At 37.6% G+C, this 19,780-nt stretch carries 20 protein-coding genes, 1 pseudogene and 1 riboswitch; of the genes and pseudogenes, 14 read left to right on the top strand and 7 right to left on the bottom strand.

The genetic code is table 11. The features are described 5' to 3' along the window. Positions 1-426: 426 nt before the first annotated feature. Entirely contained in the window at positions 427-2,484 is a 2,058-nt protein-coding gene (locus tag A3EE_RS0107520; protein WP_018342833.1) for an ATP-binding protein, read from the top strand. A gap of 23 nt (positions 2,485-2,507) precedes the next feature. Here A3EE_RS0107520 and A3EE_RS0107525 read toward each other — a convergent pair whose 3' ends face one another. From A3EE_RS0107525 to A3EE_RS0107535, 3 genes are read right to left on the bottom strand one after another with little or no spacing between them, the layout of a single operon-like run. Further along, positions 2,508-2,891 carry a hypothetical protein gene (locus A3EE_RS0107525; protein ID WP_018342834.1) on the bottom strand — a complete coding sequence of 128 codons (384 nt, stop codon included), beginning with the start codon at positions 2,889-2,891 and terminating at the stop codon, positions 2,508-2,510. Positions 2,892-2,898: 7 nt separating this feature from the next. Beyond that, positions 2,899-3,378, bottom strand: coding sequence for a hypothetical protein (locus A3EE_RS0107530; RefSeq protein WP_033417690.1), 480 nt, complete (start codon positions 3,376-3,378; stop codon positions 2,899-2,901). Then, positions 3,359-4,099 (bottom strand): TIGR04255 family protein, encoded by a 741-nt coding sequence (locus A3EE_RS0107535; RefSeq protein WP_018342836.1) that lies wholly within the window; start codon positions 4,097-4,099, stop codon positions 3,359-3,361. The genes A3EE_RS0107530 and A3EE_RS0107535 overlap by 20 nt, the downstream gene beginning before the upstream one ends. 252 nt (positions 4,100-4,351) lie before the next feature. Beyond that, a riboswitch (TPP riboswitch) is annotated at positions 4,352-4,460 on the top strand. 88 nt (positions 4,461-4,548) lie between these two features. Between A3EE_RS0107535 and thiS the strand changes: the two genes are divergently transcribed. The 8 genes from thiS to A3EE_RS0107575 all read left to right on the top strand — a co-directional run bounded on the left by thiS (position 4,549) and on the right by A3EE_RS0107575 (position 13,051). Continuing rightward, complete coding sequence (thiS, locus tag A3EE_RS0107540; RefSeq protein ID WP_018342837.1) at positions 4,549-4,752, top strand: sulfur carrier protein ThiS; 204 nt, start codon at positions 4,549-4,551, stop codon at positions 4,750-4,752. Between the two features lie 3 nt (positions 4,753-4,755). After that, positions 4,756-6,648 (top strand): phosphomethylpyrimidine synthase ThiC, encoded by a 1,893-nt coding sequence (gene thiC / locus A3EE_RS0107545; RefSeq protein WP_018342838.1) that lies wholly within the window; start codon positions 4,756-4,758, stop codon positions 6,646-6,648. Between the two features lie 277 nt (positions 6,649-6,925). Next, positions 6,926-7,672 (top strand): hydroxymethylpyrimidine/phosphomethylpyrimidine kinase, encoded by a 747-nt coding sequence (locus tag A3EE_RS0107550; RefSeq protein ID WP_018342839.1) that lies wholly within the window; start codon positions 6,926-6,928, stop codon positions 7,670-7,672. 9 nt (positions 7,673-7,681) lie between these two features. After that, entirely contained in the window at positions 7,682-8,284 is a 603-nt protein-coding gene (locus tag A3EE_RS0107555; protein WP_018342840.1) for a thiamine phosphate synthase, read from the top strand. A 294-nt stretch (positions 8,285-8,578) separates the two neighbouring features. Then, on the top strand, positions 8,579-9,358 hold the full coding sequence (locus tag A3EE_RS0107560; protein ID WP_018342841.1) for a thiazole synthase: 780 nt from the start codon (positions 8,579-8,581) through the stop codon (positions 9,356-9,358). Between the two features lie 3 nt (positions 9,359-9,361). After that, positions 9,362-10,477: a 2-iminoacetate synthase ThiH gene (thiH, locus tag A3EE_RS0107565; protein WP_018342842.1), complete on the top strand. Its 1,116-nt coding sequence runs from the start codon at positions 9,362-9,364 to the stop codon at positions 10,475-10,477. Between the two features lie 127 nt (positions 10,478-10,604). Continuing rightward, the gene (gene moeB, locus A3EE_RS0107570; RefSeq protein WP_018342843.1) at positions 10,605-11,639 is read left to right on the top strand and encodes a molybdopterin-synthase adenylyltransferase MoeB; all 1,035 of its coding nucleotides are present in this window, start codon (positions 10,605-10,607) and stop codon (positions 11,637-11,639) included. A gap of 131 nt (positions 11,640-11,770) precedes the next feature. Next, positions 11,771-13,051 carry a hypothetical protein gene (locus tag A3EE_RS0107575; RefSeq protein WP_157446935.1) on the top strand — a complete coding sequence of 427 codons (1,281 nt, stop codon included), beginning with the start codon at positions 11,771-11,773 and terminating at the stop codon, positions 13,049-13,051. A gap of 108 nt (positions 13,052-13,159) precedes the next feature. On the opposite strand, the gene A3EE_RS0107580 is transcribed toward A3EE_RS0107575, so the two are convergent. Beyond that, complete coding sequence (locus A3EE_RS0107580) at positions 13,160-13,756, bottom strand: thiamine phosphate synthase (protein WP_018342845.1); 597 nt, start codon at positions 13,754-13,756, stop codon at positions 13,160-13,162. Positions 13,757-13,849: 93 nt separating this feature from the next. On the opposite strand from A3EE_RS0107580, the gene A3EE_RS0107585 reads away from it, so the two are divergent. The 3 genes from A3EE_RS0107585 to A3EE_RS0107595 all read left to right on the top strand — a co-directional run bounded on the left by A3EE_RS0107585 (position 13,850) and on the right by A3EE_RS0107595 (position 16,135). Continuing rightward, positions 13,850-14,560, top strand: coding sequence for a hypothetical protein (locus tag A3EE_RS0107585; RefSeq protein WP_018342846.1), 711 nt, complete (start codon positions 13,850-13,852; stop codon positions 14,558-14,560). 35 nt (positions 14,561-14,595) lie between these two features. Continuing rightward, positions 14,596-14,739, top strand: coding sequence for a hypothetical protein (locus tag A3EE_RS21825; RefSeq protein ID WP_018342847.1), 144 nt, complete (start codon positions 14,596-14,598; stop codon positions 14,737-14,739). Between the two features lie 130 nt (positions 14,740-14,869). After that, positions 14,870-16,135: an NAD(P)/FAD-dependent oxidoreductase gene (locus tag A3EE_RS0107595; protein WP_342661994.1), complete on the top strand. Its 1,266-nt coding sequence runs from the start codon at positions 14,870-14,872 to the stop codon at positions 16,133-16,135. Positions 16,136-16,231: 96 nt separating this feature from the next. Here the strand turns inward: A3EE_RS0107595 and gap are convergent, their stop codons facing one another. Genes gap through A3EE_RS0107610 form a run of 3 tightly spaced genes read right to left on the bottom strand, consistent with a single transcriptional unit; the run spans position 16,232 to position 18,340 of the window. Then, a complete protein-coding gene (gene gap / locus A3EE_RS0107600) occupies positions 16,232-17,227 on the bottom strand; it encodes a type I glyceraldehyde-3-phosphate dehydrogenase (RefSeq protein ID WP_018342849.1) in 996 nt (331 codons plus the stop codon). A gap of 16 nt (positions 17,228-17,243) precedes the next feature. Next, positions 17,244-17,702, bottom strand: coding sequence for a DinB family protein (locus A3EE_RS0107605; protein WP_018342850.1), 459 nt, complete (start codon positions 17,700-17,702; stop codon positions 17,244-17,246). A 53-nt stretch (positions 17,703-17,755) separates the two neighbouring features. Beyond that, complete coding sequence (locus A3EE_RS0107610) at positions 17,756-18,340, bottom strand: TetR/AcrR family transcriptional regulator (RefSeq protein ID WP_018342851.1); 585 nt, start codon at positions 18,338-18,340, stop codon at positions 17,756-17,758. Between the two features lie 168 nt (positions 18,341-18,508). On the opposite strand from A3EE_RS0107610, the gene A3EE_RS0107615 reads away from it, so the two are divergent. Both A3EE_RS0107615 and A3EE_RS0107620 read left to right on the top strand, forming a co-directional pair. Beyond that, complete coding sequence (locus A3EE_RS0107615; protein WP_018342852.1) at positions 18,509-19,468, top strand: transporter; 960 nt, start codon at positions 18,509-18,511, stop codon at positions 19,466-19,468. Between the two features lie 102 nt (positions 19,469-19,570). Continuing rightward, positions 19,571-19,780, top strand: a pseudogene (locus A3EE_RS0107620) (transposase); the annotation flags it as partial.

Raw genomic sequence — 19,780 nt, forward strand, 5'->3', positions numbered from 1 at the left:
AAAGAAACAATTCCTAAAATTTCCACGCACAATCCCGAAGGGATTATAATATGGAATGCTCCCTTCGGGAGCGCGCGTATGTATTGTTTGTTATTTGTTACTATAAAGATGTGACCCCTGCCGGGGTTAGTGCGGAGAGAGAAGCATTGTAATTATAACAATCCATTTTGTCCATTAATCCTACAAATCCAATTCGCCGCGGCGAACAGACAAATGGTGGACACCAGTCCCCGCTGCGCTCATATTGGTCAGGTTATCAGGTGTGGAGTGGTGAGCGCCAATATCAGTGTAAATAAATCTGTCTATAGTCTTTTTATTATATGATTAATCTAATACATTGACAATGTTTATTATTTTTAATCGCAATGTGTGTTGAATTTCTATTTCTAATTTTCGGCCGTTTTATAGTTTAAATTGATTTTAATTATGCATCCACAAAGTTCAACTAATTTAAAAAATAGAGTTAATAAACTTCATTTGCCTAAAACGAAACCTCTTTTACCTTTATTCGAAATAATTAGTAATTCAATACATGCTATTAATGAAAAGCAAGCTTTAAAAGGGGATGATTTTAAAGGCGAAATTTTTATTAAAACTATTAGAAATGGTAGAGAAGAAACTTTAAAGGAAGTTTCTGATATTGAAATATATCCAATTAATTCTTTTCAGGTAATAGATAATGGCATTGGATTAGATAGTGATAATATAAAATCTTTTGCTGAATTTGATACTGAGAGAAAAGCTAAAATTGGAGGCAAAGGTGTTGGAAGGTTAGTTTGTTTAAAGGCTTTTAGAAAAATAATTGTTGAAAGTGTGTATTTTGAAGATGAAGCATATAAAATTAGAAAATTCGAATACAAAAAATCAAATGAAGGGTTTGATAAATATGAAGATAATATAGAAACAAATAAAAAAGATACTGGGACAATTTCGACATTGTCAATTTACGAAGAAGATTATATTGCTCACGTTCCATTGAGTTTACATGAAATTGCGAGGCAAGTCATTACCCATTTTCAGCTATACTTTATTCAAAGAATTGAGCCCCAAATTATAATCAAAAATCAAGATAATATTGAAATAAATTTGACAGATATATTTAATGAAGAATTTGAAAAAGAAATATTAGATAAAGAATTTGATGTCTCCGATAGCAAATTTACAATATTTATTTCTAAATCATTTAAAGCAAAAAGTCATAAAATACATTATTGTGCGCATGAGCGCTCAGTAAAAGAGGAAGGACTATCTAAATACATTGAGGATTTAAAATATATTATAAAAACCCAAAAAAATGACGGATATTATTTTCAAATTTTTGTGGTGGGTGATTTTTTAAATAAAAATGTAAATGAAGAGAGAACAAGTTTTAATTTTACGTTAGAAGAAGAAAATGATGAACTAGAGTTAAAGGAAATCACATTGTCTAAAATTAGAAAAAATGCGATTTTGTCAATTGAAGAATTATTAAGTGATTTTCTAACAAATATTAGAAAAGAAAAATTGGAAATATATTATCCAATAATTGAAAAAGAATATCCAAATTATCATAGTGTTATAAATTATAACAAAGAGAAAGTAGAAAAATTGCCAATTGGGTTGACTAAAGAAGAATTAGATTTAAAATTATATGAGATAGAAAGCGAATGGAGAATTAAAGTTAAAAAAGAAGGAATTGAATTAATTGATAAGAAAAAGGATATAACAACTCTTGAAGAATATACCGTTCTTTATGAAAAGTTTTTGACTGAATTCAATGAAGTTGGACAATCAGATTTAGCAAGGTATATAATTCATAGACGCGCTGTAATTGACCTACTTGATAAGCTTATAGAGTTGAACGAAGAGAATAAATTTGCTAATGAGGAAATTGTGCATAGTTTATTTTTTCCAATTAGAGAACATGGTAGTGCTGTCGCTTCAGATAAACAAAATTTATGGTTAATCGATGAAAGATTAACTTTTAATTCACTTCTTTCATCAGACAAGTTATTCAAGCAAATTAAAAGTTTAGATTCAGAATCAAGTGATAGGATTGATTTAGTTGTTAGAAAAGAAGCTGTTTTTGAAGATGCAACTTTATTTTCCGAGGAAAAGTTTCCATTTGAATCATTTACAATAGTTGAATTCAAGAAGCCAGAAAGAAATGATTTTAAACATGGCGATAAAGAAAAAGACCCTGTTAAACAGGTTAGATCTTATATAGAACAAATTATTAAAGGAAAAGAAAAAAATAAAGGAAAAACTATTGGAGCATCTAAAAATACACCGTTTTATTGTTACATAATAGCTGATGTAACTGATACTTTGAAAGATATTTTAGATTATGAAAGTTTTAGTCCAACACCTGATGGGTTAGGTTATTTTAGATTCTATGATACTAGTACTTCAAGATCATATATTGAAGTGCTTCCATTTAAAAAAGTTATAAAAGATGCTAAGCAAAGAAATAAGATTTTATTTGACAAATTAAAGCTTTCTTAAAATGTTAGCTAACTAGATGCAAATTATAAATTTGGACCTAGAACCCGTATACTATTCTTTGCTAATAAACCAGGCATTATTTCATCTTGCAAAGTCATGCCAAAAATAATTGCATGAGCATCATTACTTCCGTCTTTCAAAGGATCATGAAACGTTTTAAGACCTATTTTAATAATTGAACTATTGGGTATTCTAAATAACATGAATTTACTTTTGTCACCAATAGCAGTTGCAAAGTCTGTTAATGAATTAACATCCACAGATAGCTCACCTTTGTCTTTTTCTCGCAGTTTAAAAACTCTTGATGTTGCAGATCCATCAATAGGGTTCATGTAATTTTTTTCTGGAGTACTATAACTACGCCTTAAAAGCCATTCAGTTTCATTTACTAATTCTCTTTCTGACATTAATGGATTATTTTTGGTTTAACCATTCTAAAAGGTATGGTAAGTTATTTATTGTAAAAATTTGTTGATCGGGAGTTCCACGCTCTGGAAATAATACAACAACGGACTTTAATGGATAAAATATAATTTCTAATGATCTATCTTTTTTCTTATTTCTAATGTCTAACATTATTTCGCCATTGGGCCCAGGAGCTGCATGAAAAATAGGTTGCCCATGTTTTTCCAATAATGAAGTAATAAATTTAGCTTGTTTAATCACGGATTCTATAGGAGCTATAGAATCATTTTCATCCCAATTATCTTCTAACACAGAAAACTCTCGCAATAATTTATGAATACGATTATTTAAACCTATTTGGTGTTTTAAAGTAATTGTAATACTTGATGACAAAGGTTGTACATCTGTTTTATACCAAATGCGAGCAACATTAGGATTAGATAATGTTGATGGTTCATTAGTAGTATAATTATCGATCAAGACTTGCATAAAATTCAGGGTTTAGCATTCTTTTGAACATTTCGGAAGTATTAGTATGTGCTTCTTCTATCCAATTATCTACAGACTCAATCTTAAAATTAGATTGTTGTTCTACAGTAGTTGACCATACCACAGACTGTTTTTGAGTTTGATTATTAACACCATTAGTTATATTCAAATTCATGATTGAACCATTAGATAATTCAAAGTTCTGTTGAATATTAAAACTAATAAGCTTTCCTGGAGTAGAATAATTTGTTATAATTCGTGTCTGAAGATTTTTATTCATAAAATCTTCAGGCGCACAATCATTTAAATCCCAAGCATCAATATATTGCAACTTTAATTTATTGAAAGTTAAAGTTTCTTCGTAACTATTTTCAAGTTTATTAATGGTAGCAAGAATTAATGGTTTATAACTATTCTCCCATTCATATCCTTGTTCTATTTCATTAACTGCAATCATTCCTTGGCCATGTTGTATGACAGGCCATATTAATTCACTCCTCCAGTATTGATGTAGCGGAGCACCAAATATTTTAAGTGGAGTACCGTCAGGGATAAGTTTGCGATGGAGTGGAAATTCTTTTTTTAGTTGTTCTGCAAATCTTCCTTGAGCTAGATCAAAACCCGGATCAGTTTGGATGCCAAAGTTATCGACTGAACACTCCCAATGAAGTTCAAAAACTACTTCTTTGAGCGGTGCCTTATTTAATTTTGTTTTACTCATTTATAGTAAATCACAAATTTATTAGTAGATGTTTAAAACGTCTTATTAAATCCTATTATAAAAAATGCATAATACTCTAATGCAAATTTTATTATACGACTTACTCACAAAATTAGATACATTTTATTACAATATATATCAATTTATTCAAACTCTCCATGTTCAAACGACTAAAATACACCCCCTTCCCCAAATCCCCGCCCCAACCACTAGGAATTCTCCCAAACTTTTCGTTATTTGTATAGTAATACAAGCATGCTTTAGGGGTGTCACGGTAAATACCATTTAATCGCGACTGAGATCATACCCTTTGAACCTGATCAGGCTGATACCTGCGAAAGGAAAAAGTACAGAACACCTATCCATTATAGTCCATAGTGTGTTCATCTCAATCGCCCGTTTCCCGTCCCGTTAAGGCTTGTTGCTTTACACATTAATTATTCATTGTAATGAACGTTATTGTCAACAACAAAACCGTAGAGCTTCCGGATGCTTCCGGCATCAACGCTTTATTGGCGCAACTCAACATTGCTTCTCCGCAGGGGATAGCCATTGCTGTTAACGAGCAGGTGGTTCCCAAATCGGACTGGCAGAGCCGTGTGTTGAACGACAATGACCAGATATTACTTATTCGTGCTACTCAAGGAGGATAAAACATGACAACACCAAACATCGACATGGCGCCGCAAATTACGCGCGAGCCACTAACAGGTTCACAAAAAATCTATGTGACTGGTACCTTGCACCCAACTGTAAAAGTTGCGATGCGTGAAATCAAACTGGACGACACGGTTATTCATTCAGGCCTGAAAGGCGCTGCTGAAAAACGTCAGAAAAATCCATCCGTTACGGTATACGATACCAGCGGCCCGTACACCGATCCAAACATAGAGATCGATATCCGTAAAGGGTTACCACGTTTGCGCGAGCAGTGGATCTTAGATCGCGGCGATGCGGAAGAGCAAAAAGAATCGTTCTCAGAATATACACAGTTGCGTAACAACGATCCAAAATTAGATCACTTACGTTTCGATCACTTGAAACAACCGTTGCGTGCCAAGCCGGGACAAAATGTTTCGCAGATGCACTACGCGCGTAAAGGCATCATCACGCCGGAGATGGAATACATAGCCATACGTGAGAACAACCGCATTCAGGAATTACAAGCAGAAGATGGCTGCATCAAATCGCTTTGGGATCAACACCCGGGTCACGACTTTGGTGCTGCGATTCCGAAAGTAATCACACCTGAATTTGTGCGTTCAGAAGTTGCGCGTGGTAGAGCCGTTATTCCTTCAAACATCAATCACCCGGAAAGCGAACCAATGATCATTGGTCGTAACTTCTTAGTGAAGATTAATACAAACATTGGTAACTCTGCCGTAACATCTTCGATTGAAGAAGAAGTAGAGAAAGCTGTATGGAGCTGCCGTTGGGGTGGTGATACCCTTATGGATTTGTCTACTGGTAAAAACATTCACGAGACACGCGAGTGGATCATCCGTAACTGTCCGGTGCCGGTTGGTACTGTGCCGATCTACCAGGCGCTTGAAAAAGTAAATGGTAAAGCAGAAGATTTAACGTGGGAAATTTTCCGCGATACATTAATTGAACAGGCAGAACAAGGAGTTGATTACTTCACGATTCACGCAGGTGTATTGTTGCGTTACATTCCTTCCACTGCTAAACGTGTAACAGGGATTGTTTCCCGTGGTGGTTCCATCATGGCGAAATGGTGTTTGTCGCATCACAAAGAAAACTTCTTATATACACACTTCGAAGAGATCTGTGAGATCATGAAAGCATACGACGTTGCCTTCTCGTTGGGAGATGGTTTACGTCCGGGTTGTTTGGCCGATGCAAACGATGAAGCACAATTTGCTGAATTGAAAACATTAGGTGAATTGACTGAGATCGCGTGGAAGCACGATGTACAGGTGATGGTAGAAGGTCCGGGTCACGTGCCGATGCACATGATCAAAGAAAACATGGACAAGCAATTGAAGGAGTGCCACGAAGCACCATTCTATACACTTGGTCCGTTGACAACAGATATCGCACCGGGTTATGACCACATCACATCTGCAATTGGTGCAGCGATGATCGGCTGGTTCGGTACAGCGATGTTGTGTTATGTAACACCAAAAGAACACTTAGGTTTACCGAATAAAAAAGATGTGAAGGATGGCGTAATGGCATATAAGATTGCGGCACACGCTGCCGATCTTGCGAAAGGCCATCCGGGAGCACAGAACAGAGATAACGCATTAAGCAAAGCACGTTTCGAATTCCGTTGGGCAGATCAATTTAATTTATCGTTGGATCCGGATACTGCTCGTGAGTTCCACGATGAAACATTGCCTGCTGAAGGCGCGAAGATCGCTCACTTCTGCTCGATGTGCGGACCGCATTTCTGTTCGATGAAAATTACGCAGGAAGTACGTGACTACGCAGAAGCAAACGGCTTGAACGATGCAGGAATTCTTGAAGAAGGAATGAAAGCGAAGTCGGAAGAGTTTAAGAAGGTGGGAGGAGATCTTTATGTGTAACTAATTAACCGTGCCATAAATGGGACGGCAATGAAAGCCGAGCAGTTGTTATTATTAAGAGCTACCTAGCTTTCATTGCCGTTGGCTTTAGCCAACGGTTATAGAGAAAGATGGTTTCGATCTAGTCGTAAATCCTCCAAGGTTTTAAAAACCTTGGAGGATTCGTTAGCGAAACGAACCTCTCTACTAAAAGAAACCATTAGATAATGAAACGCTAAAAAGCTTTAGGCCTTAAGCGTTCAGCATTAAGCTATAAATAAGCATTAAGCTAAGAAATATGTATCAACCGTTAAACAAACCATACGTCCTTTCCATCGCCGGGCTAGACCCCACGGCAGGTGCGGGTATACTGGCAGATGTGAAAACATTCACAGCTACGGGAAGTTATGGTTTTGCGGTAGCAACGTGTTTAACGGCACAGACAGAAGATACCTGCGAACATGTACAATGGTTTTCTGTAAAGGAAATTACAACACAGTTAAAACCGCTGCTTGAAAATTATCCGATCGGCGTAACCAAGTTGGGTGCGCTGAAAGATCTGGCGATGGCAACGGCGTTGATCGATTATGTGTTGAGTATAAAACCCGATATGAAGTTTGTACTGGATCCGATCTTGAGTACTTCTTCCGGAAAAGAATTTATGAAGCTGAATGCAGATATTAAAAGTCTGCTTTCAAAAATCCATCTGCTTACACCGAATTATCCGGAGATACAAATGTTGTCAGGGAATCAGAATGCGCTGGAAGCAGCCATGGTGCTGTCGATGCACACGAATGTATATTTAAAGGGCGGACATTCAAACGAAGAAGCGTTGGTGGATCGGTTGTTTGTACAAGGTTCAATGACAGAGTTTCCGAAGGAACGCAATGCAATTGCAAAGAAACACGGCAGTGGCTGTGTCTTATCATCATCCATCGCGTCTTATCTGGCGCAGGGAAACACATTAACAGAGGCAAGTGAAAAAGCATCCAAATATATGTGCGGCTTTTTCAGTTCATCTGAAACAAAATTAGGAATACATTAAATCCAACACATGACAATTTCGAACCTACATTATATTACAGATTCCACACAGGGCTTAGAACCTTTATTAAAAGCAGGTTTGAACTGGGTGCAGCTGCGTGTGAAAAACCGCAACGAAAAAGAAATGTACAATCTGGCAGATTCGTTTGTTGCCTTGTGCGAAAAATACAAAGCATATTCCATCATCAACGATTATCCGAAGCTTGCAAAAAAAGTTGGTGCAGATGGCGTACATCTTGGCAAAGAAGATATGTCGGTTGCAGAAGCACGTGCATTACTTGGCAAAGATTTCATCATTGGAGGAACTGCAAATACGTATGAAGATGTTGAAGCATTATCCGAAGCAGGCGCCGATTACGTAGGACTTGGTCCGTTTCGTTTTACTGAAACAAAAAAGAATTTAAGTCCGGTATTGGGTCTTGAAGGTTACAACGAAATATTGCAAAGCTGTTCAGTGAATGGTATTCGTGTTCCAATCATTGCTATAGGCGGAATTACCGTTGAAGATCTGGAAGCCTTGCGCGATGCCGGATTACACGGAGTAGCAGTGTCGGGAGCGATACGGAAAGCGCAGAACCAGGTAGCGGCTGTTAAACAGTTTCTAGGAAAGTAATAAGTTCTAGGTTCTAAGTTTTAAGAAGGCAGCAGAGCTTTACTATAATTAACGATATAATAGTTAAGAAACAATTCTTAAAACTTATTACACGCTCTGGCGCCAGTCTTCAGACTGGTGTCTATCATTCGGCAGTCTTTGACTGCATTATTAAACCAGTCAAAGACTGGAAAATAAAAGTCACCAGTCACCGCTCCGCTAAGACTGGCGCCAGAGCTCTTAATAATTATTACATAAAACTTAATACATAAGACCTTCTTATTACTTAAAACTTATTACTTAGAACATACTGGTATGAGTGATTTATTAAAAATAGCAGACAAAGTTTTCTCCAGCAGACTCTTTACTGGTACCGGTAAATTTGCTACGGGAGAAGAAATGTTTCATGCGCTGCAGGCCTCCGGTTCAGAGCTGGTGACGGTTGCACTGCGCAGAATAGATATAGAAGGACAGGAAGATGATATTTTGAAGTGGCTGAAAAAAGGAAACTTTAATCTGCTGCCGAATACTTCCGGTGCACGTAATGCGAAGGAAGCAGTGTTTGCTGCAACGCTTGCGCGTGAGGCCTTGGGAACAAACTGGTTGAAACTGGAAATTCATCCCGATCCAAAATATTTGATGCCAGATCCGATTGAAACGTTGAAGGCAGCAGAAGAACTGGTGAAAGCAGGTTTTGTGGTATTACCATACATTCATGCAGATCCGGTCTTGTGTAAACGTCTGGAAGAAGTGGGTTGTGCAGCGGTAATGCCGTTGGGTTCGCCGATTGGCAGCAACAAAGGTTTACGTACGCGTGACTTTCTTGAAATTATAATTGAACAAAGCAATGTACCTGTGATCGTAGATGCTGGCATTGGTGCACCTTCACATGCTGCAGAAGCAATGGAGTTGGGCGCATCTGCTGTATTGGTAAATACAGCGATGGCCGTTGCGGGTGATACAAAAGCCATGGGCAAAGCCTTCGGTATGGCGGTTGAAGCCGGACGTATGGCCTATCTGGCGAAACTTGCTCCGGTAAGTAATGCAGCGCATGCTAGCAGTCCGCTGTTATCCTTTCTGAATGATATAAGTTAAATCATGTTACAGTTTAAAGAAATCTTTGATCAATATTCCTGGGATGAAGTGTATGCTTCCATCTATGCTAAAAAAGCATCGGATGTAGAACGTGCATTGTCTAAAGAGAATCTCGATCTGGAAGATTTCAAAGCGCTGATTTCTCCTGCTGCTGCTCCGTATTTGCCTGCTATGGCTGAACGAAGCCATCAGCGTACCTTACAGCGTTTCGGCAAAACGATGCAGATGTATGTGCCGCTGTATTTGTCGAATGAATGTCAGAACATTTGCACCTACTGTGGTTTCAGCATGGATAATAAATTGCTTCGTAAAACATTGAAAGACGAAGAAATTATCCGTGAAGCAAAAGCCATTAAAGAAATGGGTTTTGATCACGTGTTATTAGTTACAGGTGAAGCGAATCAAATGGTTGGCGTTCCGTATTTAAAACATGCGATTGAAATACTGCGTCCATACTTTGCACAGATCTCGATTGAAGTGCAGCCGCTGGACGAAGACGAATATAAAATACTGATCGATGCGGGAGCATACGCTGTATTGGTGTATCAGGAAACGTATCATCAGGAAGAATATAAAACACATCATCCGAAAGGGAAAAAATCGAATTTCTATTACCGTCTGGATACGCCGGATCGAGCGGCACGCGCGGGTGTAGACAAATTGGGTTTAGGTGTATTGATCGGATTGGAAGATTGGCGCGTAGATAGTTTCTTCACAGCGCTTCATCTAAATTATTTAGAGAAGCAATACTGGCAAACGAAATACTCACTGTCGTTTCCACGTTTGCGCCCGCATGCAGGTCTAACTGAACCAAAAGTAATTATGAACGATCGCGAGCTGGTGCAGTTAATTTGCGCGTACCGTTTGTTCGATCAGGAATTAGAATTATCTATTTCAACACGCGAAACCGAAGCGTTTAGAAATCATATTATAAAGTTAGGCATCACATCCATGAGTGCCGGATCGAAAACCAATCCGGGCGGTTATGTGGTAGAGAAAGAATCACTCGAACAATTCGAGATCTCCGACGAACGCACACCGCAAGAGATCGCAACGATGCTGAAAGGCGCGGGTTATGAACCGGTGTGGAAGGATTGGGCACAGGCATATGATATATAGGTAATATGTTTTATGTTCTAAGTTTTAAGAAATGAACAGCAATTCTTAAACGAACATTGTATTTTAATTAACACTCACTATTTCACCTTTCCATTCTTAAAACCTAAAACTTATTACTTAAAACTTAATGCGTTACTCCCGTCAAACAATCCTTCCCGAAGTTGGCATCGAAGGTCAACAAAAACTCACCAACGCATCTGTACTTGTTGTTGGTGCCGGTGGATTGGGTTCACCGGTGTTGTTGTATTTGGCGGCGGCTGGTGTTGGACGATTGGGAATCATTGATGCGGATAAAGTAGATGTAACGAATTTACAACGCCAGGTTATTTATGTAACCGAAGACGAAGGGAAGTCAAAAGCAGAAACTGCAGCAAAACATTTAAATGCCTTGAATCCGGAAATCAATATTGATGTGTATCCGGTTTGGTTGTCCAAGGATAATGCGCTGGATATTTTTTCGAAGTACGATATTGTTGTGGATGGCTCTGACAATTTTGCCACCCGTTATTTAGTGAACGATGCCTGTGTGATGTTGAACAAGCCATTGGTGTTCGGTTCCATCTTTAAATTCGAAGGACAGGTAAGTGTGTTCAATTACAAAGGTGGACCGACTTACAGATGTCTGTTTCCTGAACCGCCTGCTGCAGGCGAAGTGCCGAACTGTTCGGAGATAGGTGTGATTGGCGTGCTGCCGGGAATTATTGGAACACTGCAGGCAAACGAAGTCATTAAAATTATTCTTGAAAAAGGTGATGTGCTGAATGGCGTGTTGTACATGTACGATGCGTTGAGCAACGATATTCAGAAATTAAAAGTCTTTAAAGACCCCGTTGCAAGTGTAGTTACGGAGTTGGGTACGTACGAAGAAGTATGTGAGACGTCGCCGGATATTGATAAGAAGACACTTGATGCGTGGAAAGAAAAGAATGTTATCTTTCAGTTGATCGATGTGCGGGAGCCGCATGAATTCGAACAAAAAAATATCGGTGGAGAATTAATACCCATGAATACGGTGAAAGATAATCTGAATCGCATCCGCGAAGATATCCCTGTGATCGTGCACTGTCAGATGGGGGGGCGCAGCAGAAAGGTCGTCGACTTTTTGTATGAAAAAGGATTTAAGAACGTTTATAATCTCAAAGGTGGATTGAAAGAGTTCTAAGCAATATGTTTTAAGTTTTAGGAAAGTACTTCGTAATCATTCGTTATTATTTTTTAGAATTACTGAATGTGAAAATAATTGTATAACTTATTATACAATTAAACGCTCTTATGTTAAACAGGCTCATACTTTTGTTTTTTTTAATTCTTTCTATAGAAGGTTTTGCACAAAAGCATTTCAAGAAATATTATGATAGTCTGGATCATAGAGTTTCGAATCCTTCAGACGCATACTACTATCATGTAGCAGATACATCAAAAGTTAACATTCGCGTAACGTACTATTATACCGATGGTAATGTATATGCCCAGGGAAAAGCTTCATGGAAAAGATCTGGGCACGATCTGTATTTAGAAAGAAAAGGGAAGTGGACATATTATTATCCCTATGGAAGAAAGCAACAGATATTGAGAAATAAAATTTGTGTACACTATTGGTATGAGAATGGGGTAACATCATACAAAAGTAAGAAGGTGTATAGTTTTTGTTTTCATGGCTGGTATTTTAAACACAGATCCTGGTATGCGAGCGGACAGTTAAAGACTGAGGGATTAACAGATATGAATAATTCTAAGTACGGTTATTACAGATCGTATACACATAACGGAAAACGCTGGCTGGAAGAGTACTTTGCAGAATCTAATCTGCAGGGTGTATCTGTTTATATGGATGCATCGTGGAGAGTGAAATATTTTATCGGAGTCGATAATATGTCTTTTGAAGATGTATCGTTTGACCCGAAGATGCTTAAAGTTGGAACACAAGGAGTTTCATTTATTGAAGCGAAAGAAGGATTTAATGAATTGATTTACGATACGGATACTTTCCGCTTTACAGTTCGCAATGGCTATATGGAAGGTCCGTATTACCACAACGAAGGCCGAAGAGGAATTAAACAAATTGGCTTCTACCACAACAACTATAAAACCGGAAAATGGCTGACACATGTTCCATCAAAGAAAGGATCTTATATTAACTATTTTACTGAATATAAAAAAGGCTGTATCCATGGTGTGAGTTGCGCATTTTTGAACGATACTATTTTACTGATGAAAGAGCATTACAGATATTCGAAAAGAAATGGTAAGTCTTTTAGCATGAATGGTTTTTTTGCTGACCCTCGTTATACATGGGATGGCGGGTTTTATTTCATTGAAGAAAAATATAAGAATGATAAACAGATTGAAAATTATTCAAAAGTATATGCAGCCGACAAATCGACTTATGCGATACAGTATTTAAAATGGAAAAGTAAACGAACCTGTTTTTTAACGGAAAATTACGTTCGTATAGAATATTATCCGAATCATCAGGTAAAGCGCCGAACTATTCATAAAAAGCAGTATGCTGTCGATAAATTATACGATGAGTCTGGCAAGCGTACAAGTAAGAAACGAATTTTCTACGAATAAGTTTAAACCGGAAAATATCTTGTCGTAATCCTTCAAGGTTTTTAAAACCTTGAAGGATTTGTTTCTTATATTCGTAGCAACTTAGAATTTAAATTTGTTCGCTTTAATTTATAATATGCAGGAATGAATTTTGTCAAATGTTTTTAATGGATCCTCACTCTGCCATATGGCACCAAGCAGTGCCGCTCCGTCGAACCCGCTCTTTTTAACCAATCCGATATTCTCTCCGTGGATACCGCCCAATCCGATAACCGGAATAGTTGTGTATTTTTTTAATTCGGCAATGGTTGAAGCTAATTGCTGTTCAGTAGTATCAGCTCCGTAATTTTCTTTCGAGATACTTTTAAACAACGGACTGTAAAAAATATATTCAAATTCATCAGAAATATTTTTTGCATCGTCTGTACTATGTAATGATGTTGATATTACTTTTACATCATTTGGAATTTCTTTTGCAAATTTCCTATCTGCTTCTTTCAAGTGAATTCCTTTAACAGAAAATTCTTTTGCCAATACATGATGTTCATGTAAAACCATATGTGAAAGAATACTTGGATAGCTTGTAAGATATAACCTATATTCTTCTTCAGTAAAATCAGGCTTTCGCACATGTATTGTGCTGCTGCATGCACGAACGATGGCATGAAGGATCTGTTCTTCGTGCGGATGATTTTTCTCTGGTGTAATGACGATGATTTCAAACATATATTAAAAATACAATCAAAGATTGATTAATGAAAATTGTTTCTTAATTTATATATACAGACAAAACAATCAGCTAATAAAATAATTATTGAAATGAAAAAGACATTACTTATTCTAATATGTGTATTAACACATATTGCTGCTCAGGCACAAGAAGACTCCATTCGTTTGATAAATTCCATTGGATTTGGTTATCAGTATACCCAATTTCAAGGGATGTCAAGTCAGATGCAATCCAATTTTGGAAACAATTATAATATAGACGCAGGAGCCTTTAGCATGAATTTCGCCTTTTACAGCATTTATAAAAGATTCATGCTTGGAGGTGAGTTTGGCGGCTTACAACGCAAAGCAACGGATGATGATTTTATGTCCTCTACTGTTTCACAAGGCTTCGGTTATTTTAATTTCGGGTATTTGATCATTGATAAACCGGGCTGTATGCTTTTTCCTTTTGTTGGTATAGGCGGCATTTACAGTGGACTGACATTGAAAAATAAAACTACAACAGATTGGATCGATGAAGACTACCTGATCCGTCCAGGCCAAAAGGGAAATTTTTCTTCCGTAGGTGGAAGTATCAATGCGGGTATTTCATTTAGAAAAACATGCAGTCATCAATATCACGATAAGCGGCTTCAGCTTGGTTTGGATCTTGGGGTGCATATTACACCGATCAAAAGGGATTGGATGTATGATGGCTCTGATCAAAAGGTTGATTCTTTTGGATCGGCTGAAAATATTGGGTACTATGCACGTTTTACTATTGGCGGACTTATGTCAAGAGCCTTTGATAAAAAATAAGTATTGTGACAAAATAAAAAGCAATCGTTTATATAATGGACAAGTCGCTGACAAGAGAAGTTGAGAACGGAACAATATCGTTTGGCGGAGAGATTGGATCGGGTCTTGCATCCGGACAATACATTGTGATATTGTTAGCCGGCGATAAACAGTCGATTATTAAAGTTGAAAAGAAGTAAATGAATTATGAGTTATAAATTATGAGTTATGAATTGTAATATTTCAATTTATAACTCATAATTTATAATTATATAAGTTGTTAGGTAACAAAAAAATTTTTAGATTAATCATGTAAATCAATACATGGTTATGGAAAACAAAAAAAATGTAGTTGTCATTGGCGGAGGTTTTGCGGGCGTACAATTTATTAAAACCCTGGATCCGAAATTATTCAATGTTACACTGTTAGATAAGATCAATCACCATCAGTTTCAACCTTTGTTTTATCAGGTTGCTACCTCGCAGTTGGAACCTTCGAGTATATCGTTTCCTTTCAGAAAGATCTTTCAGGAATTCGACAATGTACAGATTCGTTTGGCAGAAGTAACAGCGATCAATCCGCAAGAAAATACTGTACATACTTCCATTGGTGATTTTAAGTACGACTATGTTGTGATAGCTGCCGGTTGCAAAACAAATTTCTTCGGCAATAAAGTGATTGAAGAGAATTCATACACCTTAAAGTCAACCAGTGATTCCATTGCCTTACGAAATCATGTCTTAATCAATTTCGAAAAAATTATTTATGCTTCAATGGAAGAACAGGAAGCATTGTTCAATATTGTAATTGTCGGGGGAGGGCCCACAGGTGTTGAACTTGCAGGCGCTTTTGCGGAGATCAAAAAAAATATTCTTCCAAAAGATTATCCGGGAATAGATTTTTCTAAATTGAGGATCATGTTGATTGAAGGCAGTAAGAATACGCTGAACAGCATGAGTGAACTCGCACACAGCGCTTCCAGAATGTATCTGAAAAAAATGGGTGTTGAAATTCAGACAGAAATAGTTGTTAAAAATTACGATGGTAAAATTGCAGAGCTGAGCAATGGAGAAAAAATTCCGACAGCCAGTTTGATCTGGGCTGCAGGTGTTACACCAAATAGTTTTGAAGGATTGAGCGATTCTGTGTACGGACCGGCAAAACGTATGAAAGTAAATCGTACAAATTTGGTTGAAGGGTATAGCAATGTGTATGCTGTTGGAGATATTGCGTATATGGAAACGCCGAAGTATCCCAAAGGACATCCGCAACTGGCAAACGTTGCAATCAATCAGGCAAAGAACTTAGCAAAGAATTTAAAATTAATACAAGCCAATAAAGAAGTAAAAGAATTTGAATACAAAGATTTAGGTTCTATGGCAACAATCGGTAAAAACAAAGCCGTTGTTGATTTGCCCTTTATAAAGTTCAAAGGTTTTTTTGCATGGTTAACGTGGATGTTTGTTCACCTGATGCTGATCCTAAGTGTAAAAAACAAACTGATTATTTTTATAAACTGGGCCTGGGCGTATATTACAAAGGATACGTCGTTGCGGTTGATACTAACACAAAAGTCGCCAAAGGCAGAAGGCTGAAAGCCTAAGGCAAAAATCGTGTCATATTGAAAGAGCAGCTGTGATTTTTCACAGCTGCTCTTTCAGCTTTAGGCTTTAAGCGTTAGGCATTCAGCATTACGCCTTCGGCCCAACAAGTTCAATCAAGTCCGCGGTGCGGTTAGAGTAACCGAACTCATTATCGTACCAGCCAAATACTTTTATATTGTTTCCTTGTACCATTGTCAGTTCGCTGTCGAAGATACTGGATGCCGGATTGCCCACGATGTCCGCTGAGACCAAAGCTTCTTCAGAATATGTTAAATATCCTTTCAGACTTCCTTCGCTTGCTGCTTTTTTAAATGCTGCATTGATCTCTTCTTTTGTTACAGATTTTTTTAATGTAGCAGTGAAATCTGTGATTGAACCAACTGGTACAGGCACACGCAAGGAATGACCGTTCAGTTTTCCTTTTACAGATGGAATAACCAAGCCCATTGCTTTTGCAGCACCGGTACTTGTAGGTATGATGGATAGTGCTGCGGAACGTGCACGTCTCAGATCTTTATGTGGAGCATCCTGTAAACGCTGATCGGATGTATAAGCGTGAACCGTGGTCATGAAGCCACTTTCAATTCCGAAGTTGTCTTCCAACACTTTTACCATTGGCGCCAAGCAGTTGGTAGTACACGATGCATTTGAAATGACTGTTTCGCTTCCATCCAGCGTATCGTCATTCACACCCAACACAATTGTTTTCAGATCACCTGTAGCAGGAGCAGAGATGATTACTTTCTTCGCACCAGCTGTAATGTGCGCTTCGGCTTTCTCTTTTTCTGTAAAGAATCCGGTTGATTCCAATACGACATCAACACCTAAGGCTTTCCACGGAAGTTCCGCCGGATTTTTAACAGATAAGATCTTTATCTTTTTTCCATTAATAATTAAATGCTCCGCATCGTAACTTACTTCCCCATCAAAGATACCATGCGAGGAATCAAATTTGAAAAGATGGGCCAGCGTCTTCGTATCCGTAAGGTCGTTGATGGCAACTACTTCAATATTTTTCTTTTTTAAAAGTGCTCGGTAAGAGATCCTCCCGATTCTTCCGAAACCATTTATTGCTACTTTCATATGTGTATATAGTTAATTAGTGAATATTTTTTTTCATTGCCATGATGTACCCCATATGCAATCCTTCATGAAACAATAAAAAGTCGATTGCTTCATCAATGTTTGTTATGGCTATATCGTAGCGTGTAGTAAAGGGAGTATAATTCGAAAATAAATTTTTGTTATAATCTTCTTCTAATTGATCAAGGGCAGAAAGGGATTTGTTTTTAATCGTTTCAATTTCTTCCGCCGTAATAAATGCCTCCGGTTTTGTCTGTGCTCTGAAGCCGGAAAGCAGTTGTTCATCTACGGCAGTTTGTATTCCTGCTCTCACATAACACAGTCCTTGCTGACTTGCAAGCAGGTGCCCTATATTCCAGATGATGTTGTTGTTAAATCCATTCGGAATTTTATTTAACTGTTCAACGCTTAGATCTTTTATTAAGTCGAATAAAAAGATCCGTGTTTTCTTTAATCGTTCAATTTCTTTTTTCATAATGTATGTATTTATAGTATTGTACTAAATAGTACAAAATAGGCTAAAAAAAACTACTTGAGAATTTCCAGTTGTTTTTCAATAAGAGGGATCAATACTTTTTTATTTGGGTAAACCCGCACAGAGATATTTAAGCCGTTCCAAACCGATAGTAAATATTTTGCCAGCATCTCCGGCTTCTCTTTTGTTTTCAGTGTTCCGTTGGCTTGGCATTCTTTGATAACTTTTAAGAATACCTGCTCAAGTTTTAACAGCAGGCTTGCTGCAACATCTTTCAATCCACTTTCTCTGTTCGATAATTCAGCTATCGTGTTACCAAGCAAACAACCATTTTTATGTCGCAACAAATTTGTATCGGCAATGCTGTAGAAGAGTGATCTCAAATGATCGATCTTGTTGTCGGCTTCTTTAAAACCTTTTTCAAGATTTTCAACTGCTGTACGACTGCGTTGCTGCATGGCACGTTCAAACAATTCGCGTTTTCCTCCTTTGAATTCTAAGTAGAAACTGCTTTTACCAATGCCCATGGCTTCCAGCAATATTTCGGTGGAAGACGCCTCGTAGCCATACTTCCAGAAGACAGCAATCGCTTTGTTGATGACTTCTTCTTCGTTGAATATTTTGGGTCTGCCCGACATGCTTTTACTTCTGCTTATATCAAATAACGTAAATTGTACTGATTAGTACAAAATAAATTGATTTATTTTTCTATTAAGATTGCCTATTTTATTTTAGGTGAGACTAAAAATTTAATTCGTATATACAAAAAATATTGTACTACATTTGAATGAATTAGTTTGAATACCATGAAGATTTACAAGACGTTACTGATCCTACTGGGAACAGTAGTATGTACAACCGGAGCACTGGCTCAGCATCCGGATGGCGCAAGAAGTGAAGGAGACACAACAATTACGGTCAGTAAAGAAACTGCCCGAAAAATATTGGAGGAATATCCCACCGCAGAAGAAGTGAAAAATGATCTGATACCGGATTATTTTAAAAGATGGATGGTGACAGATCGACCGCATATTGCAGAAACTCCTATTTTGGTAGGTAAGGGGACATTGCAATGGGAGACAGGTTTTCAGGTAAGTAATACGAATACGTCTTTGGGCAAAACGAAGGACATCACATACAACACCATGCTGGTGCGCCTTGGCCTAAGCAGACGGGTAGAAGCACGTTTTGAAATGTCTTATTTAGGAACAAAGACAACGAAAACAGCAAACGACAGTCTGAAGGTAAACACATCCGGTTTTTCAGGATTGAATGTAGCATCGAAGGTATTTTTATTTGATGAAAAAGGGTTGAGGCCCAAAGGCACATTGCTGTATGGCTTGTCGCTGCCCTTTATAGGTTCAACAACCTATCGTCCGGAGAATACGGGTGGCTTCATCAAATTCTTATTTTTAAATGAGATCACACATCATTATGAATTTGAATACAATGTTGGTGTGGTGTGGAGCGGAAATACAAAGCAGGCATCGTATGTATATGCACTGAACAATGAATTTATGATCACACAAAAGTTTAATGCCTTTGTAGAAATTTATGGATCGTTTACAGAGAACAATGGAATGGATAACCGTTTCAATGGTACGTTTATCAATGATCACAGATTGAATGGAGGCTTTTGGTATTTGTTCAATAAAGATCTGCAGGTAGATGTGAGTGGCGGGGTTGGCTTAAGCGCAGCATCTCCGGATTATTATGTTGCACTAGGTTTGTCAAACCGATTTTCAGTTTCGAAAAAGAAGGTATAATCAATTACGAATAATACATAAAAAAAGCAGCTCTGGTCAGAGCTGCTTTTTTTATGTAAAAAATGTCTCGTCCTGAAATAGCGATACATAAAAAGTAACGTTATGAAAGAAGAATCAGAGAAACAGTATGTTAGAAGAAGTTCAAAAGACTACAGCTATAGCTTTAAATTAGCTGTAATTCAGGAAATTGAGCAGGGTTTAATAAGTGTAAAAGAAGCCCACGACAAGTATGGAATTCAAGGTAGCCACACGGTTGCAACATGGTTGAAAAAATATGGTAACTTTGACATGTCCAATAAAAGCGACTCAGTT

The sequence above is a fragment of the Cytophaga aurantiaca DSM 3654 genome (assembly GCF_000379725.1).
GTDB classification, from domain to species: domain Bacteria; phylum Bacteroidota; class Bacteroidia; order Cytophagales; family Cytophagaceae; genus Cytophaga; species Cytophaga aurantiaca.